Below are 17,810 nucleotides of genomic sequence, written 5' to 3' on the forward strand. Positions count from 1 at the left end.
TCTCAAAGTGGAGCAACTTGGTCCGCGGAGAACGGGATAGAAAAGACTGGAGGAGGAAACGATGACCATGCCGAAGACCATTTATGTGGCTGGCTCTTGCGATACCAAGGGCGATGAGCTGCGCTATGTCGCCGAGCTGATCAAGGAGCAGGGGATGCCTGCTGTGCTGGTCGATCTCTCGACGGCGACGCCCTCGGCCAATGTCGATATCGATGCGAGATCGGTTGCCGGTTTCCATCCGGGCGGCGTCGAAGCCGTCTTCACTGGTGATCGGGGTTCCGCAGTCTCGGCGATGGGGCTGGCGTTTGAACGCTTCATCCAGTCCCGCAACGATGTTGGCGGCGTTATCGGCCTTGGCGGTTCGGGGGGAACCGCGATGGTCACGCAGGCCATGCGCGTTTTGCCGGTCGGCACGCCGCGCGTCATGGTCTCGACGGTGGCTGCCGGCAATATCAGCGCCTATGTTGGCCCGAACGACATATCCATGGTGAATTCGATCACCGATATTGCCGGGCTCAACCGTATTTCGCGAACGGTTCTGGCGAATGCCGCCAATTCGATTGCAGGCATGGTCCGCAATCGGAAAGAGGCCGAGCAGGACGGCAGGCCGTCGCTGGGGCTGACCATGTTCGGCGTTACGACGCCATGCATCACCCAGGTCGTCGAGCAATTGCGCGACCGGTTCGAATGCCTGGTGTTCCATGCGACCGGCATCGGCGGTCAATCGATGGAAAAACTTGCCTCGTCCGGTTATCTCGCCGGGGTTCTGGACATTACCACGACCGAAGTCTGCGATCTGCTGTTCGGAGGGATTCTGCCGGCGACCGAGGAGCGGTTTGGCTTTCTGGCCCAGTCAAAGCTACCTTATGTCGGCTCCTGCGGCGCGCTCGATATGGTCAATTTCGCCGGGATCGACACAGTTCCCGAAAAATACCGTCACCGCAATCTCTATGTGCACAATCCGCAAATCACGCTGATGCGCACCACGGCGGAGGAAAACGTCACCATGGGCAAGTGGATCGGTGAGCGCCTGAACCGCAGCATTGGGCCGGTGCGCTTCCTGCTGCCGCAGGGAGGCGTCTCTCTTCTGGATGCTCCCGGGCAAGCGTTCCATGATCCGCAGGCCGATGCGGCGCTATTCGATGCCATCGAAAGCACTGTGCAGCAGAGTGATGAGCGCCAGGTTCTCCGGGTGCCGCACGCAATCAATTCACCGGAGTTCTGCTCCGAAATCGTCCGACATTTCCATGAAATCAGTCAGAGGCCGTTCGCATGAAATTCAACAGAAGCCAGTTGCTGGACAAGTTTCGCCAGCAGATCAACGCCAAGATTCCGATCATCGGCGGCGGCGCAGGCACCGGCCTTTCGGCCAAGTGCGAGGAGGCCGGCGGCATCGATCTGATCGTCATATACAATTCCGGCCGTTACCGCATGGCCGGTCGAGGCTCGCTCGCCGGTCTTCTTGCCTATGGCAATGCCAACGAGATTGTGCTGGACATGGCGCGTGAAGTCCTGCCCGTGGTCAAACACACGCCGGTCCTCGCCGGAGTGAACGGCACGGATCCCTTCTGCAATTTCGATCATTTCCTCGATCAGCTGAAGGGGTTGGGGTTTGCCGGCATTCAGAATTTCCCGACCGTCGGTTTGATCGATGGCAGGTTTAGAGCCAATCTCGAAGAGACCGGCATGGGCTATGCACTCGAAGTGGAGGTCGTACGACTGGCACGCAGCAAGGACCTGCTCACCACGCCCTACGTGTTCTCACCCGACGACGCTCGAGCGATGACCGAGGCTGGAGCTGACATCATTGTCGCGCACATGGGATTGACGACGGGTGGAGCGATCGGCGCCGATACCGCGCTCACGCTGGAAGCATGCGTGGAGGAAGTCAATGCAATCGCCGCGGCAGCCCGCAGTGTCAATCCCGATATCATCGTACTGTGCCATGGCGGCCCGATCGCCGAGCCGGAGGATGCCCGCTACATTCTGGAGCGGTGCCCGGCTTGCCATGGGTTCTATGGTGCATCCAGCATGGAACGTCTGCCGGTGGAAAAAGCCCTCGTTGCACAGACACAGGCTTTCAAGAATCTCGTCATTCAACATTAGGAGGGGAATGTGGCCAAGGCATATGCAAGCGCGATGATCGATGCGCCGATTGAAACCGTATGGAGGGTTGTGCGCGACTTCAACGGTCTGCCGGATTGGCATCCGGCCATTGCAAGAAGCGAAATCGAAGGCGGCCAAAGCAGCGGCGACGTCGGCTGTATCCGCTCATTTCACCTCACGGACGGTGCCCATGTGCGCGAGCAGCTGATCGCTCTCAGCGACCTCGATCATTCGCTGTCCTACAGCTTTGTGAAGCCTGCCTTTCCGGTCAAAAACTATATAGCCGGCATAAGGCTGCTTCCGATTACGGAAGGCCACCGAACCTTTGCCGAATGGTTCGCGACATTCGATGAGGAACCGGAACATACCGGAAAATATGCCGAAATTGTTTCCACGCATGTTTTCGCGGCAGGCTGGGCTGCGCTGCAGGAGAAGTTGAAACGCTAGATGTGCCGGGAAGCGCCAAGAGGGTTGGTGTTATAAGACTAAGAGGCGGAGCGTCGCAGGGACGCTCCGCGCATCATGGCATGGTGCACCAGGTCCATTTTCCTGCGGCGATTTCGGATCAAGCTCCGATGCCTCAGGCAATTTTTATCCACGAAATCTAAGCTCTCGGCAGCAAGCTCTTCAGGCTCGGCGCTGTGGTCAAGGCATGGATTGACGGCGTTATCCGCTTTGCAATCAGCATCTCGCTCAGTTTCATGTCCTTAGCGATCCGGTTGCCTTGGCCTATCCCGCTTACAGCAACCAGCCTCTGTTCGCCGTCAAGATGAAACAGGATGAAGGCACCGTCGCCCAGGTCTCGTCGAACAACCGTCCGCCCTTCGTCGACGAGCCCGGCAATCTGCAGGGTATGATCGAATTGATCCGACCAGAAATAGGGAACGGCCGCATAGCGGCTTGCCCCACCTGCCAAATTCGCCGCAGCGAGGATGCCTTGATCCTGTGCGTTACGCCAAGCTTCCAGCCGAAGCCGACGTTCGCCATAGAGCGGATGCGGAAACGAGCAGCAGTCGCCGGCAGCATAGATATTCGCGGCCGATGTCTCGAGACGATCGTTGACGGCGATCCCATTATCCACGGCAAGGCCGGCCTGGAGGGCAAGCTCGGTGCGCGGCTGTGCGCCGATCCCGACGACCAGCACATCCGCCGAAATCCCGGCGCTATCCGAGAGGGAGATTTCGACGCGCCGGTCATCGGCCTCGATCCGAAGAACCGTCACGCCGCATCTCACAACGACGCCGTTGCGCCGATGCAATGTCTCGACCATTTCAGCGATAGCCTCGGGCACGCCACGCTTGAGAATGCGTTCCTGGGACTCGATCACCGTCACTTCGGCCCCACGGCTGCGCGCCGAGGCGGCGACCTCCAGGCCGATGAAACCACCGCCGAGGACGGCAATATGCGTGCCGGCCCTGATCCAGGGGCGAAGCTCCAGCGCATCGTCCATGGTCCTCAGATAGCGAATGCGGCGGCTCGCCGGCGCATTCGGCAGGCGCCGTGGTGTCGCTCCTGTCGTTAGCAGCAGCTTTTCATAGGGCAGCGCCCGGCCATCTGACAGGATCACCTGCCTGCCGGCGGGATCGATTGCCTCGACCAATGCTTCGCCGATATGTCGAATACCCCGTTCAGCTAGCATGATGTCCGTGAGGACTGGTGGCGGCGAGGACGTTGCCTCGGCAAGCAAAAGCTGCTTCGAAAGAGGCGGCCGCTCATAGGGGAGGTGCACTTCGTCGCCGATGAGGGTGACGGGATGAGGATAGCCGCTTTCCCGCAGGCTCAGCGCCGCACGCGCGCCGCATTCTCCCGCCCCGACGATGACAACCCCGGCACCGTCGCTCATGCTCCGATTCCGATCATGACGCGATCGCCTTCCAGCTTCACCGGATAGGTTTTCAGATTGATGCAAACTGGTGCGCCCCGAGCTTCGCCGGTCTTGTAGCTGAAGCGGCCGTTATGCTTCGGACATTCGATGATATCGTCCATGACAAGTCCGTCGGCCAGATGGATCCTTTCATGGGTGCACAATCCGTCTGTCGCAAAGAATTCGTCGTCCGGACTTCTGTAGATCGCAAAGGTTCGTCCGGCATGATCGAACCGGATAACGTCTTCCTGATCTATCTCCGCGGCTCCACATGCATCTATCCATGTCGTCATTTCCTGCCTCCTCACCATCGTCTTCCGGCACAAGCTGTGCTCGGTTTTCCCAAACGTCTGTACAGGTCCGACCATGGGCGAATTGCCGCTTCACATTCCACGCCGATTATGATCATTTTTCCTCAAGGAGGGGCGGAATGAAGAAAACCCGTTTGGTCGATATTGCGGCCGCCGCAGGCGTGGGCATTGCAACTGTCGAGCGTGTTCTGAACGAACGAGGCGGGGTCAGGCGGCAAACAATCGAGAAGGTGGTACTGGCGGCAAAGCAGTTGGGATACAAGGGGGTCATCCCGAACCTCTATCGCGGGACGATCCGCATCGAGGTGATCCTGGTAAGGCCTGAAACGCCCTTCTTCAGCAGGCTTAACCGTGCGTTTGAGCGGATTGCCGCATCGCTCGACAGCTCGATCAGCCTCCATCGAACCTTCGTCGAGGAAAGTGATCCTGAAAAATTCGCAGCGTATATCGCCAATAGCGCAATCCGGCGGCACGGACTGATTGTTGTCGCCGTTGACCATCCGAAAATCACGGAGAGCTTGCGACACGCCCGCGCCACCGGCGTCGAGGTCGTGCAGATCGTTTCCTACACCGGTGCCAGGGACGACGTATTCGTGGGGATCGACAATTATGCCGCCGGTCGAACTGCGGGCTTCTATATGTCACGAATGCTCCCACAGGCCGCCGGGAGCGTCGTCGCCGTTTGCCACAGCTGGGCATATCGGATCCATAAGGAGCGCGTCCGCGGCTTCTCCGATTACATCACGACCCAGCGGAATCCCGCGCTGCAGTTTTCCGAGGTCGTGTTCGGCCACGATGACGATTTGAGATCCGCCGAGATGCTGACACAGGCGCTGCGCCGCAGGGCGGATGTCGTCGGCGTCTATAATGCGGGAGGCGCCAATCTGGGGGTCGGCTCCGTGCTTCAGCGTTATCGGGAACAGGAGAAGAAGGAAGTCGTCTGGATCGCGCATGAACTCAACGACGAAACCCGCCGCTTCATCGCATCCGGCCTGATGACGCTGGTTCTGGATCAGGCGCCGGAAACCCAGGCGAGGCGCGCGCTGGATACCGTTCTCTCTAGGATCGGGATCATTGATGTGCCGGTCAGCCAGGATCCGGTACCCTTCCTGACGTTCACATCAGAAAACATCGGGCAGTCCACCGCGCCAGTCTGAATGGAAATGCCGGCGCGCCTGGCAATTCCGGTCGCCGCCTATGGCATCAATCCGATGCCGCAGAACGGTTCGCCTGTTTTTCAAGGCGGCGCCTTGCCCTCTCCATGAAGCGCTTGTTCATGCGATCTTCCGCCTCCCTGGAGCCGTCATGGAAAGTGCCGAACCATTTGTCGAGCGGAATGACGCCATCGGCATAATTGCACTCGAAGAATTTGTGATGCAGGTAGTGGTCATAGGCATGCGTGTCGATGGCGGTTTCGCTTCCGACAATGATCTTGTCGAAACCCGCATGTCCCGGGGCCGGCGCCAGCGCAGCATGCGTGAGGTGAAAAAGGGCGTGAACTGGATTGGAAGGTATGATCCAGTGGATCAGCACGCCTGAGAAATAGAGCAGATGTTCGACCGGATGCATCGCCAATCCTGACCATGGCCCGGGATTGACATTGTTATGATGCAGCTTGTGAACGGCGTGGTAGAGCGGCGGCCAGTGAATCAGACGGTGGACCAGATAGAAGTGCAGATCGCGAAATGTCGGGATCAGCAGCATGATCAAGCCGCAATAGATCGGGTGTTCGGCAAAATCGACATAGGGAATGATGCCGTTTGCAAAGGCCCATAGAGTCAGCACTTCACAAGTCGTCCAAAGCGGGATGGCGCTCGCGAAAGTCCAGATCACATTGTCGATTGTCTGATTGCTGAACAGGAATGCCGAATTGTCTTTGGACGGCCATTTGCCGTTATATTTAAAGGTCGTTCCCTGCTTCTTCTGCATATAGAGACGCAGATGAAACGCGCCGAAGAACAGAAAGACCAGGGCAGCGTTGCGGACGAGAAGATAGGCAATCCAACCCGGCTCGAAGGTCTTCATGGTCTCCATCGATGGCGTCGCATAGACCCATAGGAGCGTGCCGATGATGGCATAAACCGCGTTCCAGGGCATGAGATAACCGGGGTATCCGAAGAACCATTTTAGGAAGCCGATAGGCTGTGCCGGCCAAACGAAAACCGGTGGATATTTAAGAAGCTTGTTGGGCTTCCAGTCTCCGCGCTTGTCCCGCCTGCCATAGAGCGTGTCGTCCATCGTGCTGCCTCCCAGTTGGCAAAAATCATGCCATCACTGTGTTTCATGCCAAGGCGGCGCGACAGCAGAGATTTGATGAGAATTGATCATGCGATGGCGTCGGGCAGGGCTTCCCATTCCGTGAGCATAGGCGAGCGGTACAATCCTTCGCTGGATTGCCTCGCTCGCCTTGTATGCTTTCTCCAACGGACGCTACGGGACATCCGGCTTTTGAGCCGAATATCCTGTCATTGGTTACGCGACGGAACTTTCCAGGGTGAAAGTGTCGCGGCGCTTGTGCGAGAGATAGGCCTGGAGGTCTTCGATCGTCACCAGGAGCAGGCCATGACGCTCCGCGGCGATCGCGGGAGCGCTTCGTATCGGCGTCATAGACATGCTGGTGACGGACAAGTTCACGGCGCAACGGTTGATCGACTTACGCGATCCGTGAACAGGCGATTTCGGTGCTATCGACAGCCGCGAAGATGGCCTGGATAGGCACTTCGCTGAACCTCACCGGATTAGCTCGGCCACCAGATATCGCCATCGGCAAGGATCTAACTTCCCAGCGGCGGTGGCGACGTCACAATACGGTCTCGAACAGAGGGATTAATGCGGCACCAATTGCACCCGGAGCGTCGATAACCTCTGCCGCAGCGAGCCTGGGGACGTCGCGCAATGCGCCATGTCGCGGCAGATTGTTAATCTCGGTTCGCTCGATGAGCATCCCCGCGAGCGAGTGCGGAAGTTCGCCGCCAAGGACGATCAAGGCCGGGTCAAATACCGCGCAGATTGCATTGATGGCGCGATTATGCGCTGGCGTGACGCGGTCGATCCACTCGACGACAGCATCCGGGTTCAACGCGCCTTCATTTTTGAGATCCTTCAACGTCAGGTTCGAATGGCCTCTGGAGCGCAGGTGCTCAAGCAAATTGCCAAGTGCGGGGCGATTCTCGTAGTCCTGTCGGTCGAAGAGCACGGAAAATTCACCCGCGTTCCCGAAACTGCCGCGAAATGGCATTCCACCGGAAACGAGGCCGCCGCCGTAACCATGGAGATGGGCAATATAGGCGAAATCGGGGCTCTCGCGGCCTACACCGAAAATTGCTTCGGCCAAGGCCGCCGTGCGGGCGACATTGTCTGCCCAGACGGGTAAGCCCAGTTGCTTTCCCAGAAGCGGTGCCAGGTCGATCAATGACCAGTGGGCGAGTGGTAGTGGGCAATTGAAAGCGGTTTCCAGCATGCGGTGGCCGCTGACGGCAAGGCCGATGCCCAGTATGTCCTGCCGTTTCGCACCCCGGAGGCTAAGAAGATCCTCAACCGCCGTTTCGATCCGCTCCATCTCAACGGCGAGGGAGGATCCTTCCTGCGGAATTTCCATCTTCGCCAACGGTTCCCCGAACCCCATGAGGCAGAGGCCGATCGATCCCACATTTATCGAGATGCCGAGTGTCAGGCACCAGTCTTTGCAAAGGCTGAGCCCTGGGCTGGGTGGGCCGGGTCGACGCGTTTCCGACGAGGTGAATGTTATCATTCCTCGATCACGAAGCTGCGCGACGATCCTATGCAGGGACTGTTGCGTAAGGTCGAGCGGCTCGGTCAGGTCGGAACGCTCGATCCCGGGAGACTTCCAGATCAAACGCAACAGGTCGCGTTCATTGCGGGATGCAACCCGTTTAGGTTGCGACTCTCGCAGGAAATGGGCCGCAACATGCTCTAACGGATCATACTTCATTTACGGATCTTTTTGATTTACACTGTAAGTGTGAATTGCGCTGATCGGTGCTTCGAGTCGACCGAAGTGAGCGGCTCAATTCCCTATTACTGATCCTGCATACATGAACAAGATTGGCCAATCCAGACGTGGCAAAGGCCTTTCGCGAATGACGGGAATGGAAGGCGCTACCGCCATAGCGACAACTTCCGACGAGGCGGAATAGATAAAAGGGAAAGAACAGAACTGCATGATCCTATTGAGATTCGAGAACTCTGCACATGCTCCCGAGCACACGGTTGGCGGCTTTATGCCGACCCATGAGGGCACTGATTTCGAATCCATGGTTCAAGCTTTTTCCACCAGTTATGGTGCGTTTGGCGCCAAGCCGTTGGGGAGAGAACGGGGCTTCGGCTGGGCGGTGGAACTGCGCAGAAGCGGCGCTTTTACCGCGGTTCATTCCACCTATCAAAGCCCCTGGGAAGTTCGCACGCTTGATGAAACCCCGCAGCACCTTGCGTTCTACATTCCTCGCACCGGATCACTTCAGTTCACTGTTGGTAAAAGAGCCGTTGAAGGTCGGGCAGGCCATCTTCTGATGGGCAACAACCATGAGATAGGCAATCGCTGTCTCCAAGGCGGTCCGCATCGCTCGGATGCTCTGTTGCTGGACTGGAAGATCATAAGGCGGATGCTCGTGTCGCTGTTGGAGGCTCCTGTTTTCGAGACGCTTGATCTTGAGCCCGTCGTGGACCTTGCAACGCCTTCGGGCCAATTGATCGGCAACCTGGTCATGACGATCGTGCAGGGCATGCGCAACAACGGCCCGCTCATGTCTTCACCTCTCGCAGTCGCGGCGATGAGCGAGACGCTCGCTGACCTTGTGCTCCGGTGTGCTCCCCATCGTCTGTCCGGGCATTTGGAAAGAAAGAAAGTGTCTACGGTCGCGCCCTGGCATGTCCGGCGCGCCATCGACTACATGTATGCCAGAATTACCGAGCCCTTCACCATATCGATGGTGGCGGACGATGTCGGAGTTTCGCTGCGCGCCCTGCAAATGGGCTTCAGGGACTTCAAGGGGACGTCGCCAGGCGCGTATCTGCGGGCGATAAGGTTGAAGGCCGCCCACGACCAGCTTCGGGACCCCTTAAATCTGCAGTCCGTGCGCGAGATTTGCACGAGATGGGGCTTCTTTCATCCGGGCAGGTTTGCTGTCGTCTATCGCAATGCTTTCGGAGAAAGCCCGAGCGATACGCGCTCACGAGCAGCGGCCTCGCTGTAGGAACCGCGAACCCGACTATCATAATTCAGCCGTCGCTGCAGAAACATGCCGCCAGGATCTCATGCCAGACGATAATGCTCTTCCAAACTCGTTTCGATATCGTGGCTCTTCGTTCGACAACATGATTGAAACGCTCGGCGGGGCCTTCGGCGCCTTTAGTGCCGAACCGATCGGGCAGGCATCGGACTTTCGCTGGGGGATCGACATTGCCCTGAATGACAACGCGGTCTTGCTCAGCGGTTATCATCAGGATGAATTCCAGTTCAAGATCGAGCCAACGCGCGACACCGCGGAGTATCTGTCCATTGTCATTCCGCGAATCGGTGGCATGGGAGTGGCCTATGGCGCACGCATGGCGGAGGCGGGAGAGGGGAAGCTGCTGCTCTATAATAATTTCGAGCCAGACAGCGTCACCATGTATGGTCAGTCAAATCTGATAGATGAATTGCTGGTTAGCTGGTCGGTCATTCTGCAGACCATCGATCAGACTTTTGAAAAATCCCTCAGCGGCTCCCTGCAGCTGCTGCCTGAATTGAGCCTGACAACATCGGTCGGTCAGACTATCGGCAACCTGGCGGCAACGATGATGAACGGCATGCGGGACAACGGTCCGTTGTTGCGGTCTCCGATCGCTATGTCTCATCTTACGCAGGCACTCGCCGAGCTCGTCATACGTCTGGTTCCTCACCGGCTATCGCACTTGCTGGACCAGAAACCGAGCCTGATTGCTCCGCGGCACGTCCGTCGGGCGATCGAATTCATGCAGGCCAATATCAGCCAGCCGATCGGCATGACCGAGGTAGCGGCAGCGGCTGGAGTATCCATTCGGGCGCTTCAGCTCGGCTTTCGCGCCTTCAAGGACACGACACCGCTTGCCTACCTCATGAAGCTTCGCCTGCGAGAGGCGCGACAAGACCTCCTTGATCCCGAAAATAGCCGGGCTGTGAGCGAAATCTGCCTGAAATGGGGGTTTTTCCATTTCGGGCGATTTTCTGCCGTCTACAGGGCGACGTACGGAGAAAATCCTTCGGAAACGAAAAAGCGCGCCAGCAGACCTTGACCGCTACGGCCCAGGACAAGTGATTGCCGGTCACGCGTTCGTACCTATCGAATTCCAACGGCAGGTGAGCGATATCGGATCGCCTGCCTCAGCGTTGGGTCAGGACCTCATACAGGCGCTTTTGTGCCTCCTGAGGCGTGATGGTTCCATTGTTGAAGAAGTCGCCGACGACGCCGATCCAGCCTTCCGACATTTGCGATGGCATCGCCTGAGATTGAGCGCTGACCTCCCGGTTCTTCGCCTTGATCATCTCAAGACCCATTTTGCCGCAACGATCCAATCCCGCCGGATCAACATCCGTGCGAACAGGAAGCGAGCCCTTGAAGCGGCTAAAGGCGACCTGGTTGTCCCGATCAAGGACCATGCGCGCAAAGGCACGCTGCGCATCGGCTGCTCCCTCGCGATTGGTGAGCGGAAAGGCGAAGGCGTCGATGACCATGAAGTAGGCTATGGCGGTTCCGGGAGCCAGGCTGCAATTGAAATCCCTGTCGACCTCATAACCTCTTGCAACAAACTCGCCCTTGGCCCAATCACCCATGAACTGCATGCCGGCGTCGCCCTTGCCGACCGCGGCTGTTGCATCGGCCCAGGTCTTGTTCTTTCTTGTCTCGAGTGGTTCGACATATTGCGATAGCCTCGAGAGCATCTTCAAGGAGGCGATCATTCGCGGATCCTGCACCAGACTGGCATCGCCGCTCATGAGGCGCGTATAATCATCCGGGCCAAATTCGTGATAGATGATATCGTTGAAGATCAATGATATCTCCCAGCGCGTCCCTCCTAGCGCAATCGGTAGATGCCCGGATGCCTTGATCTTTTCGGCGGCATCGAAAATCTCATCCCATGTTGTCGGCGTCCTGGCCCCGGCCTGGTTGAATATTGTCTTGCTCGTCCAAAGCCAGTTTTCGGCATGAATGTTCGTCGGCGCGAAATAGACTTTTCCCTGATAGGAGATGCGGTCGAAAACCGTGGCCGGGATGAAGTCCCGCCAATGATCGGCCGTTGCGACATCGTTGATGTCCTGCACGATTCCCATCTCCGGCAATTCCCGCGACCCCTCGTTGGCATTCCATTGCATCACACTTGGCGCATAGCCGTTTGCGATGCGATCGCTGACGATGCGCTGGACGGCGACCTTGTTCTCCGCGGGCACATCCGCCCATTGATTGCCGCCGGCGATCCAGGCCTTGCGAAATACATCGAGTGCCGCTGCCTCGCTTTTCGAAACCCAGAAGTGAACGACGTCCACCGCCATTTTGTCTCCGGCAACTGCTTGCTCCGAAGGGCTCATCGCGGCCAGAGCCGCGGCCAATGCGATCTGCATCATCTTTTTCATTTGGGGATCTCCACCCGATCGTCATGCGTGGTAATGGCGCGTGGCGCCTCTTCGAAATTGATCAGCCGGCCGTTCGCTTCATTCGCTTTGTCGGCAGCCGTTTGACGCTTCGATCGGCCTGCAGCCGCGCCGTTGCCAATGCCGCTGGTTCGGGCCTGGCGAAAAGATAGCCTTGACCGATATCGCAGCCGATCTTGAGGAGGAAGACGCGCTGCATATGGGTTTCAATACCCTCCGCTATGCACCGTTTGCCGAGATTTCTCGCCAGATCGACCATGGCCCGCACAATCTGTTCGGACCGGATATCGTTGCCGATTTCGGCGACGAAGCTGCGATCGATCTTCAACTCGTCGAACGGAAAATCGCGAAGATGCACAAGCGAGGCGAAGCCCGTGCCGAAATCGTCGAGGGAGACCGACATGCCGTGTTGCCGGAAACGCGTGATGGTTTCCAGCATCTGATTGGTGCCGCGATTGAGGAAAACGTCTTCCGGGACCTCTACGGCGAAATCGTGCCATTCGAGCTGATACGCCCGGGTGGCGTTCTCGATGAGCTCATAGCCTTCCCGTCCAACAAGGAGGACCTCCGGAAGATTGATCGCTATCGGGCCGGGCCGCAAACCGGCCGCCTTCCAGGCTTGAATGTCGGACGCGACGATATCCACGACACAACACGTCATGCTGCGTACGAGATGCGATCCTTCCATCAGCGGCAGGAAGCGCCCGGGCGGCAGGATGCCGAGCTGGGGATGGTTCCAGCGCACCAAAGCCTCGAATCCAAGATGTTCTCCGGTTCGCAAATCGACTTTCTGCTGGTAATGGACAACGAATTCCTTGCGCGCGGGGGCGAACGCCAGGGCTGCTGCGAGTTGGTTTTCTTCCAGACGCTGGGCAAGCGAGGCCTCATCGAAAATGACCACCGTCCCGCGTTTGACCTTTGCCGCATAAAGGGCAAGATCCGCCACCCGCATGAGGCCCGGTTCGTCTGTTGCGTGCGCGGGAGCCGCCGCGCCGCCAATGCTGGCGGATACCGGGATGAGACGGCCTTCGAAATGACATTCCGAGGTGATCGCTGCAATGGCGCGGCCCGCGGCAATCTCAAGTGCCGAACCATCGCCGACGCCTGGGAGAAGAACGGCAAACTCATCGCCGCCCAGCCGCCCAACCACGTCGCCAACGCGAAAGGTCCTTTGAAGGGCATCGGCAACATGCCTAAGCACCGCGTCGCCGGCCGGATGGCCGAAATTATCGTTTATGGATTTGAAATTGTCGAGGTCGATGAGCAGCAGCGAGAAGCTTGCCCCGGTCTTTTCCTGATTGGCAAACAGCTCGGTCAGTGAATCATTGAAAGCGGAACGGTTGTTGAGGTTGGTGAGCGCATCCGTATGGGCAAGCCGGGTGAGCTTGTTCTCAAAATCAAGCGTCTTGCGATGCTCGCTGTGGAGTTTTCTCAGAAGCGGCAGGAAGAGAATTGCCGTGGCCAGAATGAGCGTCGCTGCAATAAGCCCCAGCAACACGGCGCTTATAAGACGGGCGTGATCTATGCTGCCGTCGCTTCGGTCATGCGCGCTATCGATCAGCGCCTTGAACTGGCGCATAAGGAGACTGTCGGACGAGGCGGCAAAATCAATCGGCCCCCAAAAGGAATAGCGTTGCCGGCGGTCCTCTGCCGTTGTCGACATGACGCGCTCGGCACGCTCCAGGAAGTCCTCAAGCCGTTGGGAGAGGTCGAGCCGCAAGGTCTCGGACTCTGCGTCATGCTTGTTGAGCTTCTCCAGAAGATTGGCGCTTATCCTGCCATTCAGTTCGTCCAGCTTCTTGCTCATGGTTCGAATATCGGCAATTGCGTTTCGAACATCATCAATCATCGGTGCCACGACATAGTCAGGCGTGTTCGGATCGATCGAAGCACGCATGACGGCTCGTGTTTCGATGGCAAGCTGCTGAAAACGGATGAATTGGCGCCCGACAAGATAGCTGACATCCTGTTGCAGCGAATGACGCTCCAACGCAATCTCGACCGTCTCGTAAGTTGCGCTGATCAGTATCGTCATGACGACGATAGCAGCTACGTAATATCGACCGATGGATTTGATGTAGTGTTCGATAGAATGGTGAATTGGCTTCCGGTGAATGTATCTATCTCTTATTTTCATAAAATACTCAATTTAAGTGAAATAAGCACTAGAAATGTCGATGAGTATCTTTTGTAGGTGTTACATTCGTTGATTTTGTCTGCGCTCAATGTCATCCGAGCGAACCGTAGTTGCAGGTATTTCTATCAGCTTCTCCTGGATGCGGAGCAGTTCTTCGCAAATGGCCCTAATTTGATTGCGGGCACTCTCGATTTGCTTTTGCGCAAGATCGATGTCGATCTCATCTTGGTCCGACGCATGGCGGAGATGGCTCGGAGGGAATGCGATAATATTGCTCATTGTTGATCCTTCAATCTAGGCACTCGGCGTCACGCAGCTTTGGTTTTCTGATGTTGCGGCGTTCGAACGGCATCCTTTGTCCCACCCATAGGCGGGATATCACGTCACGGGGAGCATGGGGGCGATCGGCCGCTTTGAGGTGACGATCAATTAAACCAGCGAAATTCATTTCACCGGTGGCAAACACCCGAAGAGCCTTGGTCCATCGGGTGGTGCTTTCGGTCTGCGGAAGGCTCAAATCCCCCTTGAGGGATTGGAACCGTGAGACCTAATGCCATACGTCACAAAGCGATGCGAATTGCTGAAGAATAGTTAAATATTTCAGACTCTTGAGCAGCGAAGGAAATCGGATGCGCAAATCGGATATTCAGCTGCGCTAATCGGCTTGTGGTCTCAATCTGGTACGCAGAGGGTAAGTCCCAATCAATCATTCGGCTAACTCGTCCATTATGATGTGTGGTTGGAACATGCTGAGATTCCACTTTGTGCGTGGCCGGCGAGCATAAAGGGCATCAAAAGTGCCTTACATGCGACCTATAAAAGGACGATGAGAATTAGAGTCACTTGCATTCGACGATTACGTTTTAGGAAACAGAAATCTGCCAACAATTATTTCCCGAAGTATATACTTTAGAATATTGAAATTATTGAATGCACATAGGCCATATAAAGCGCCACATATAGATACGTGCGTGGCAAGCCAAATGGCCGGATATATGCTGCATAATCCGGATGAGTTTGTGACTCATACTCACTCAAAATCTGGATACAGTCGTATGATCAACACATATCACAAGGTAACGATCGCTCGGCCTGTTGAGCAAAACCTGTTCTATCGCATCAAGTACGGCAAATATCGTATCCAAAAAACGCATCATGGCCAAATTGCGCATAATTCTTGCCGTGTGGTCTGACCTTCACCGTCCCCGACGCAGGCGTAAACAACTCTTTAACCCAAAGGCGGCCTGAGTTGCGCATTAGTATGATAAATGTTGGTGCCGATTTTGAAGCAAAGATATTTCATCTCACGCGACCGTCTGTGGATTCTAATCAGCGCGCTGTTTCGGAATAGAAGCGGAAATGTCGCGATTGTTGTGGCCCTATCAATGGTCCCGATGATACTCGCCGTTGGCGCCAGTCTCGATTATATCCGGGCCTACAATGTCAGACAACGCATACAAAGTGATCTCGACGCGGCGCTGATTGCGGCAGTAAAGCAGATCGATACCGCAGACACTGATGCTCTTAAACAGAAAGTTACTGATTGGTTCAGTTCGCAATCCGAGAGCAGTTATACAATCTCAGATATAGCAATTGATACCAGCAACCATAAGATAACGGCGATTGCGAACGGTGTTGTTCCGACAACACTCATGAAGATTGCGAATATCGACAATGTGCCGGTTAGTGTTGCAAGCTCGGTCAAAGGCCCGGCAACATCCTATTTGAACGTCTATATCGTTGTCGACAAGTCACCCTCGATGCTGCTGGCCGCAACAACCGCCGGTCAACAAGCCATGTATAGCGGGATCGGCTGTCAGTTTGCCTGCCATACCGGGGACGCGCATACCTCGGGAGGTGTGAATTATGCCGACAACTACGCCTATGCACATGCCAAAGGCATAAAGTTGCGGGCGGATGTTGCCGTCGATGCAGTCAACGAGGTGATCGATCTGATCGATGAGGCCGACGGCAATCACGACCGTATCAAGGTTGGACTTTATAGTCTTGGCGACACCACAACCGAGGTTCTGGCTCCGACACTCGAGACATCAGATGCACGTAAGCGCCTCTCGAATGATAGCTATGGGCTGACCAGCGCGACATCCACAGACTACACGTTCTTCGATGTTGCCTTGCCGGCTCTTCAGCAGAAGGTGGGCAGCGGCGGAGATGGCAGTTCCCTGGCCAAGCCGCTCAAGCTGGTCCTGTTGCTCACGGACGGAGTCCAGTCGAAGCGCGAGTGGGTGACTGATGGCGTGACGTGGTCCGGATCTAAAATCAAGACCGCCGGACCCTACTGGAACAAGGTCGCTCCCATCAATCCCGACTGGTGTGCCTACGTGAAGAACCAGTCGAACACCATGGCGGTTCTCTATACCGAATATCTGCCGATCACCACCGATTGGGGCTACAACAATACCGTCGGCTCAACGATGGCCAGCGCCAATTGGCGCAGCACCTGGGGCGGCACCATGGATAGCGGCATAGCTGCCAACATCACACGGCGTGACTATATTCCTTATGCGCTCGCGGACTGCGCGTCGTCCAAGAGCCTGTTCATTTCCGCATCTTCCTCGAGCGATATCGTGTCCGGCTTGTCCGCGCTCTTCACGCAATATCTTGCATCCGTACGGCTGACGCAATGATGCACCCCAGATCATTGAAACTCCTGCGTCATCTGTCAGCCGATCGCAAGGGCGCGGCTGCGGTCGAGTTTGCGCTGCTGATATTTCCGCTGTCCCTGATAATCTTCGCCATCATAGAGGTTTCCGTGATGTTCTTCGCGGCATCCAGCCTCGATGCATCGGTGCAGAAGATATCCCGCATGATACGCACCGGAGAGGCCGTCTCGGCCAACATGACGCTCACCGATTTCAAGGCAAAAATCTGCGCGGATATGACCCTTACTTTCAGCTGTTCGGATAGTCTCTTGATCAGGGTCGATGTCATCTCCAACCTGTCTGCCGTCACCAGCGTCACTCCGATCGACAGCACGGGCAATCTCAAGGTCACGGAGACCTTCGCCACCGGCAAGGCGAGCGATTACATGCTGGTGCAGGCATTTTTGCCGTGGAGCTCTGTCGTCAATTACTTCACCTATTCCAGCGCAAAGCTGGCGGACGGTCGCTACCTACTTGGTGCGACTGTGCTGTTTCGCAACGAGCCCTCCTGAGATGACCATCAAACATGCCCGGCCCAAGCGCCGCATCGGAACCTTCAGCATTCGGCGCTTCGCAAGCAATCGCAATGGCGCCTCAGCGGTGGAGTTTGCTCTTCTGTTGCCAATTCTGCTGCTGCTGCTGGCGGCAACCCTGGATCTCGGACATGCATTGACCGTCAACCGCAAGCTCGATCAAATTGCCTCCACGACGGGAGATGTCATTTCGCAGCAAGGCACCTGGACAAAATCCAATGTTGCCGGACTGCTCTCGGGAATGAGCTTCATACTGCAGCCTTACGACACGACGGGGCTGACCATTACCGTGGCGGTGGAGGATGTGTCGGCAAATGGCACCGCGACGGTAAATTGGTCGGCAGCACTCAATACGTCTTTGCTTGCCGCAGGCTCGGCAAGCCCGATTACCGTGCCCGCGAAAATACAGGAGGGGGGCGTCCAGGTTGTTCTGACGCGGGTACAATATAAGTTTACGACGCCGATTTCCGCATTTCTCGGAAGTTTTACCGGGATCAGTGGTTACAGCTTCGACCGCTATTTCTTTAATCGGCCGCGTACAGCTGATACGATTACCTATAACTAGCGCA

General features: G+C 56.6%; 17 protein-coding genes. 9 read left to right on the forward strand and 8 right to left on the reverse strand.

Going from position 1 to position 17,810, the window contains the following annotated elements:
* Positions 1-67: 67 nt before the first annotated feature.
* Genes A6U86_RS12330 through A6U86_RS12340 form a run of 3 tightly spaced genes read left to right on the forward strand, consistent with a single transcriptional unit; the run spans position 68 to position 2,553 of the window.
* A complete protein-coding gene (locus A6U86_RS12330; protein WP_198929058.1) occupies positions 68-1,276 on the forward strand; it encodes a Tm-1-like ATP-binding domain-containing protein in 1,209 nt (402 codons plus the stop codon).
* Entirely contained in the window at positions 1,273-2,106 is an 834-nt protein-coding gene (locus A6U86_RS12335; RefSeq protein WP_068391267.1) for a phosphoenolpyruvate hydrolase family protein, read from the forward strand. Before A6U86_RS12330 ends, A6U86_RS12335 begins: the two co-directional genes overlap by 4 nt.
* Positions 2,107-2,115: 9 nt before the next feature.
* A complete protein-coding gene (locus A6U86_RS12340) occupies positions 2,116-2,553 on the forward strand; it encodes an SRPBCC family protein (protein ID WP_068391268.1) in 438 nt (145 codons plus the stop codon).
* A 157-nt stretch (positions 2,554-2,710) separates the two neighbouring features.
* Here the strand turns inward: A6U86_RS12340 and A6U86_RS12345 are convergent, their stop codons facing one another.
* Together A6U86_RS12345 and A6U86_RS12350 are read right to left on the reverse strand one after the other, a co-directional pair.
* On the reverse strand, positions 2,711-3,949 hold the full coding sequence (locus tag A6U86_RS12345) for an NAD(P)/FAD-dependent oxidoreductase (protein WP_068391269.1): 1,239 nt from the start codon (positions 3,947-3,949) through the stop codon (positions 2,711-2,713).
* Entirely contained in the window at positions 3,946-4,263 is a 318-nt protein-coding gene (locus A6U86_RS12350) for a MocE family 2Fe-2S type ferredoxin (RefSeq protein WP_068391272.1), read from the reverse strand. The genes A6U86_RS12345 and A6U86_RS12350 overlap by 4 nt, the downstream gene beginning before the upstream one ends.
* 137 nt (positions 4,264-4,400) lie before the next feature.
* On the opposite strand from A6U86_RS12350, the gene A6U86_RS12355 reads away from it, so the two are divergent.
* Positions 4,401-5,438 carry a LacI family DNA-binding transcriptional regulator gene (locus A6U86_RS12355; RefSeq protein WP_068391275.1) on the forward strand — a complete coding sequence of 346 codons (1,038 nt, stop codon included), beginning with the start codon at positions 4,401-4,403 and terminating at the stop codon, positions 5,436-5,438.
* Between the two features lie 46 nt (positions 5,439-5,484).
* Here the strand turns inward: A6U86_RS12355 and A6U86_RS12360 are convergent, their stop codons facing one another.
* The 3 genes from A6U86_RS12360 to A6U86_RS12365 form a co-directional block, all read right to left on the reverse strand.
* Positions 5,485-6,519: a sterol desaturase family protein gene (locus A6U86_RS12360; protein WP_068391278.1), complete on the reverse strand. Its 1,035-nt coding sequence runs from the start codon at positions 6,517-6,519 to the stop codon at positions 5,485-5,487.
* Positions 6,520-6,753: 234 nt separating this feature from the next.
* The gene (locus tag A6U86_RS36010) at positions 6,754-6,888 is read right to left on the reverse strand and encodes a hypothetical protein (RefSeq protein WP_267552291.1); all 135 of its coding nucleotides are present in this window, start codon (positions 6,886-6,888) and stop codon (positions 6,754-6,756) included.
* A gap of 193 nt (positions 6,889-7,081) precedes the next feature.
* On the reverse strand, positions 7,082-8,233 hold the full coding sequence (locus A6U86_RS12365; RefSeq protein WP_068391281.1) for an ROK family transcriptional regulator: 1,152 nt from the start codon (positions 8,231-8,233) through the stop codon (positions 7,082-7,084).
* Positions 8,234-8,462: 229 nt separating this feature from the next.
* Here A6U86_RS12365 and A6U86_RS12370 point away from each other — a divergent pair, with 229 nt between their 5' ends.
* Together A6U86_RS12370 and A6U86_RS12375 are read left to right on the forward strand one after the other, a co-directional pair.
* Positions 8,463-9,494 (forward strand): AraC family transcriptional regulator, encoded by a 1,032-nt coding sequence (locus A6U86_RS12370; RefSeq protein WP_068391283.1) that lies wholly within the window; start codon positions 8,463-8,465, stop codon positions 9,492-9,494.
* Positions 9,495-9,555: 61 nt separating this feature from the next.
* The gene (locus tag A6U86_RS12375; RefSeq protein ID WP_068391286.1) at positions 9,556-10,554 is read left to right on the forward strand and encodes an AraC family transcriptional regulator; all 999 of its coding nucleotides are present in this window, start codon (positions 9,556-9,558) and stop codon (positions 10,552-10,554) included.
* A gap of 88 nt (positions 10,555-10,642) precedes the next feature.
* Here A6U86_RS12375 and A6U86_RS12380 read toward each other — a convergent pair whose 3' ends face one another.
* The 3 genes from A6U86_RS12380 to A6U86_RS12390 all read right to left on the reverse strand — a co-directional run bounded on the left by A6U86_RS12380 (position 10,643) and on the right by A6U86_RS12390 (position 14,324).
* The gene (locus A6U86_RS12380; RefSeq protein WP_068391289.1) at positions 10,643-11,890 is read right to left on the reverse strand and encodes an ABC transporter substrate-binding protein; all 1,248 of its coding nucleotides are present in this window, start codon (positions 11,888-11,890) and stop codon (positions 10,643-10,645) included.
* A gap of 61 nt (positions 11,891-11,951) precedes the next feature.
* Positions 11,952-14,045, reverse strand: coding sequence for a bifunctional diguanylate cyclase/phosphodiesterase (locus A6U86_RS12385; protein ID WP_068391292.1), 2,094 nt, complete (start codon positions 14,043-14,045; stop codon positions 11,952-11,954).
* 60 nt (positions 14,046-14,105) lie between these two features.
* Positions 14,106-14,324, reverse strand: a complete 219-nt coding sequence (locus A6U86_RS12390) for a hypothetical protein (RefSeq protein ID WP_068391296.1) — start codon at positions 14,322-14,324, stop codon at positions 14,106-14,108.
* Positions 14,325-15,313: 989 nt separating this feature from the next.
* Between A6U86_RS12390 and A6U86_RS12395 the strand changes: the two genes are divergently transcribed.
* From A6U86_RS12395 to A6U86_RS12405, 3 genes are read left to right on the forward strand one after another with little or no spacing between them, the layout of a single operon-like run.
* Positions 15,314-16,693: a TadE/TadG family type IV pilus assembly protein gene (locus A6U86_RS12395; protein ID WP_068391298.1), complete on the forward strand. Its 1,380-nt coding sequence runs from the start codon at positions 15,314-15,316 to the stop codon at positions 16,691-16,693.
* Entirely contained in the window at positions 16,690-17,220 is a 531-nt protein-coding gene (locus A6U86_RS12400) for a TadE/TadG family type IV pilus assembly protein (RefSeq protein ID WP_068391301.1), read from the forward strand. The genes A6U86_RS12395 and A6U86_RS12400 overlap by 4 nt, the downstream gene beginning before the upstream one ends.
* 1 nt (position 17,221) lies before the next feature.
* A complete protein-coding gene (locus A6U86_RS12405; RefSeq protein WP_068391304.1) occupies positions 17,222-17,806 on the forward strand; it encodes a TadE/TadG family type IV pilus assembly protein in 585 nt (194 codons plus the stop codon).
* The last annotated feature ends 4 nt before the right edge of the window (positions 17,807-17,810 follow it).

Origin of the sequence: Rhizobium sp. AC27/96 (assembly GCF_001692325.1) — a bacterium.
Classification (GTDB): domain Bacteria; phylum Pseudomonadota; class Alphaproteobacteria; order Rhizobiales; family Rhizobiaceae; genus Rhizobium.

Excerpts from the sequence above, each read along its gene's own strand:
- A6U86_RS12330 (WP_198929058.1), top strand. The coding sequence starts at position 68 with ATGCCGAAGACCATTTATGTGGCTGGCTCTTGCGATACCAAGGGCGAT.
- A6U86_RS12335 (WP_068391267.1), top strand. The coding sequence starts at position 1,273 with ATGAAATTCAACAGAAGCCAGTTGCTGGACAAGTTTCGCCAGCAGATC.
- A6U86_RS12345 (WP_068391269.1), bottom strand. The coding sequence starts at position 3,949 with ATGAGCGACGGTGCCGGGGTTGTCATCGTCGGGGCGGGAGAATGCGGC.
- A6U86_RS12350 (WP_068391272.1), bottom strand. The coding sequence starts at position 4,263 with ATGACGACATGGATAGATGCATGTGGAGCCGCGGAGATAGATCAGGAA.
- A6U86_RS12355 (WP_068391275.1), top strand. The coding sequence starts at position 4,401 with ATGAAGAAAACCCGTTTGGTCGATATTGCGGCCGCCGCAGGCGTGGGC.
- A6U86_RS12360 (WP_068391278.1), bottom strand. The coding sequence starts at position 6,519 with ATGGACGACACGCTCTATGGCAGGCGGGACAAGCGCGGAGACTGGAAG.
- A6U86_RS36010 (WP_267552291.1), bottom strand. The coding sequence starts at position 6,888 with ATGACGCCGATACGAAGCGCTCCCGCGATCGCCGCGGAGCGTCATGGC.
- A6U86_RS12365 (WP_068391281.1), bottom strand. The coding sequence starts at position 8,233 with ATGAAGTATGATCCGTTAGAGCATGTTGCGGCCCATTTCCTGCGAGAG.
- A6U86_RS12370 (WP_068391283.1), top strand. The coding sequence starts at position 8,463 with ATGATCCTATTGAGATTCGAGAACTCTGCACATGCTCCCGAGCACACG.
- A6U86_RS12375 (WP_068391286.1), top strand. The coding sequence starts at position 9,556 with ATGCCAGACGATAATGCTCTTCCAAACTCGTTTCGATATCGTGGCTCT.
- A6U86_RS12380 (WP_068391289.1), bottom strand. The coding sequence starts at position 11,890 with ATGAAAAAGATGATGCAGATCGCATTGGCCGCGGCTCTGGCCGCGATG.
- A6U86_RS12385 (WP_068391292.1), bottom strand. The coding sequence starts at position 14,045 with ATGAAAATAAGAGATAGATACATTCACCGGAAGCCAATTCACCATTCT.
- A6U86_RS12390 (WP_068391296.1), bottom strand. The coding sequence starts at position 14,324 with ATGAGCAATATTATCGCATTCCCTCCGAGCCATCTCCGCCATGCGTCG.
- A6U86_RS12395 (WP_068391298.1), top strand. The coding sequence starts at position 15,314 with ATGTTGGTGCCGATTTTGAAGCAAAGATATTTCATCTCACGCGACCGT.
- A6U86_RS12400 (WP_068391301.1), top strand. The coding sequence starts at position 16,690 with ATGATGCACCCCAGATCATTGAAACTCCTGCGTCATCTGTCAGCCGAT.
- A6U86_RS12405 (WP_068391304.1), top strand. The coding sequence starts at position 17,222 with ATGACCATCAAACATGCCCGGCCCAAGCGCCGCATCGGAACCTTCAGC.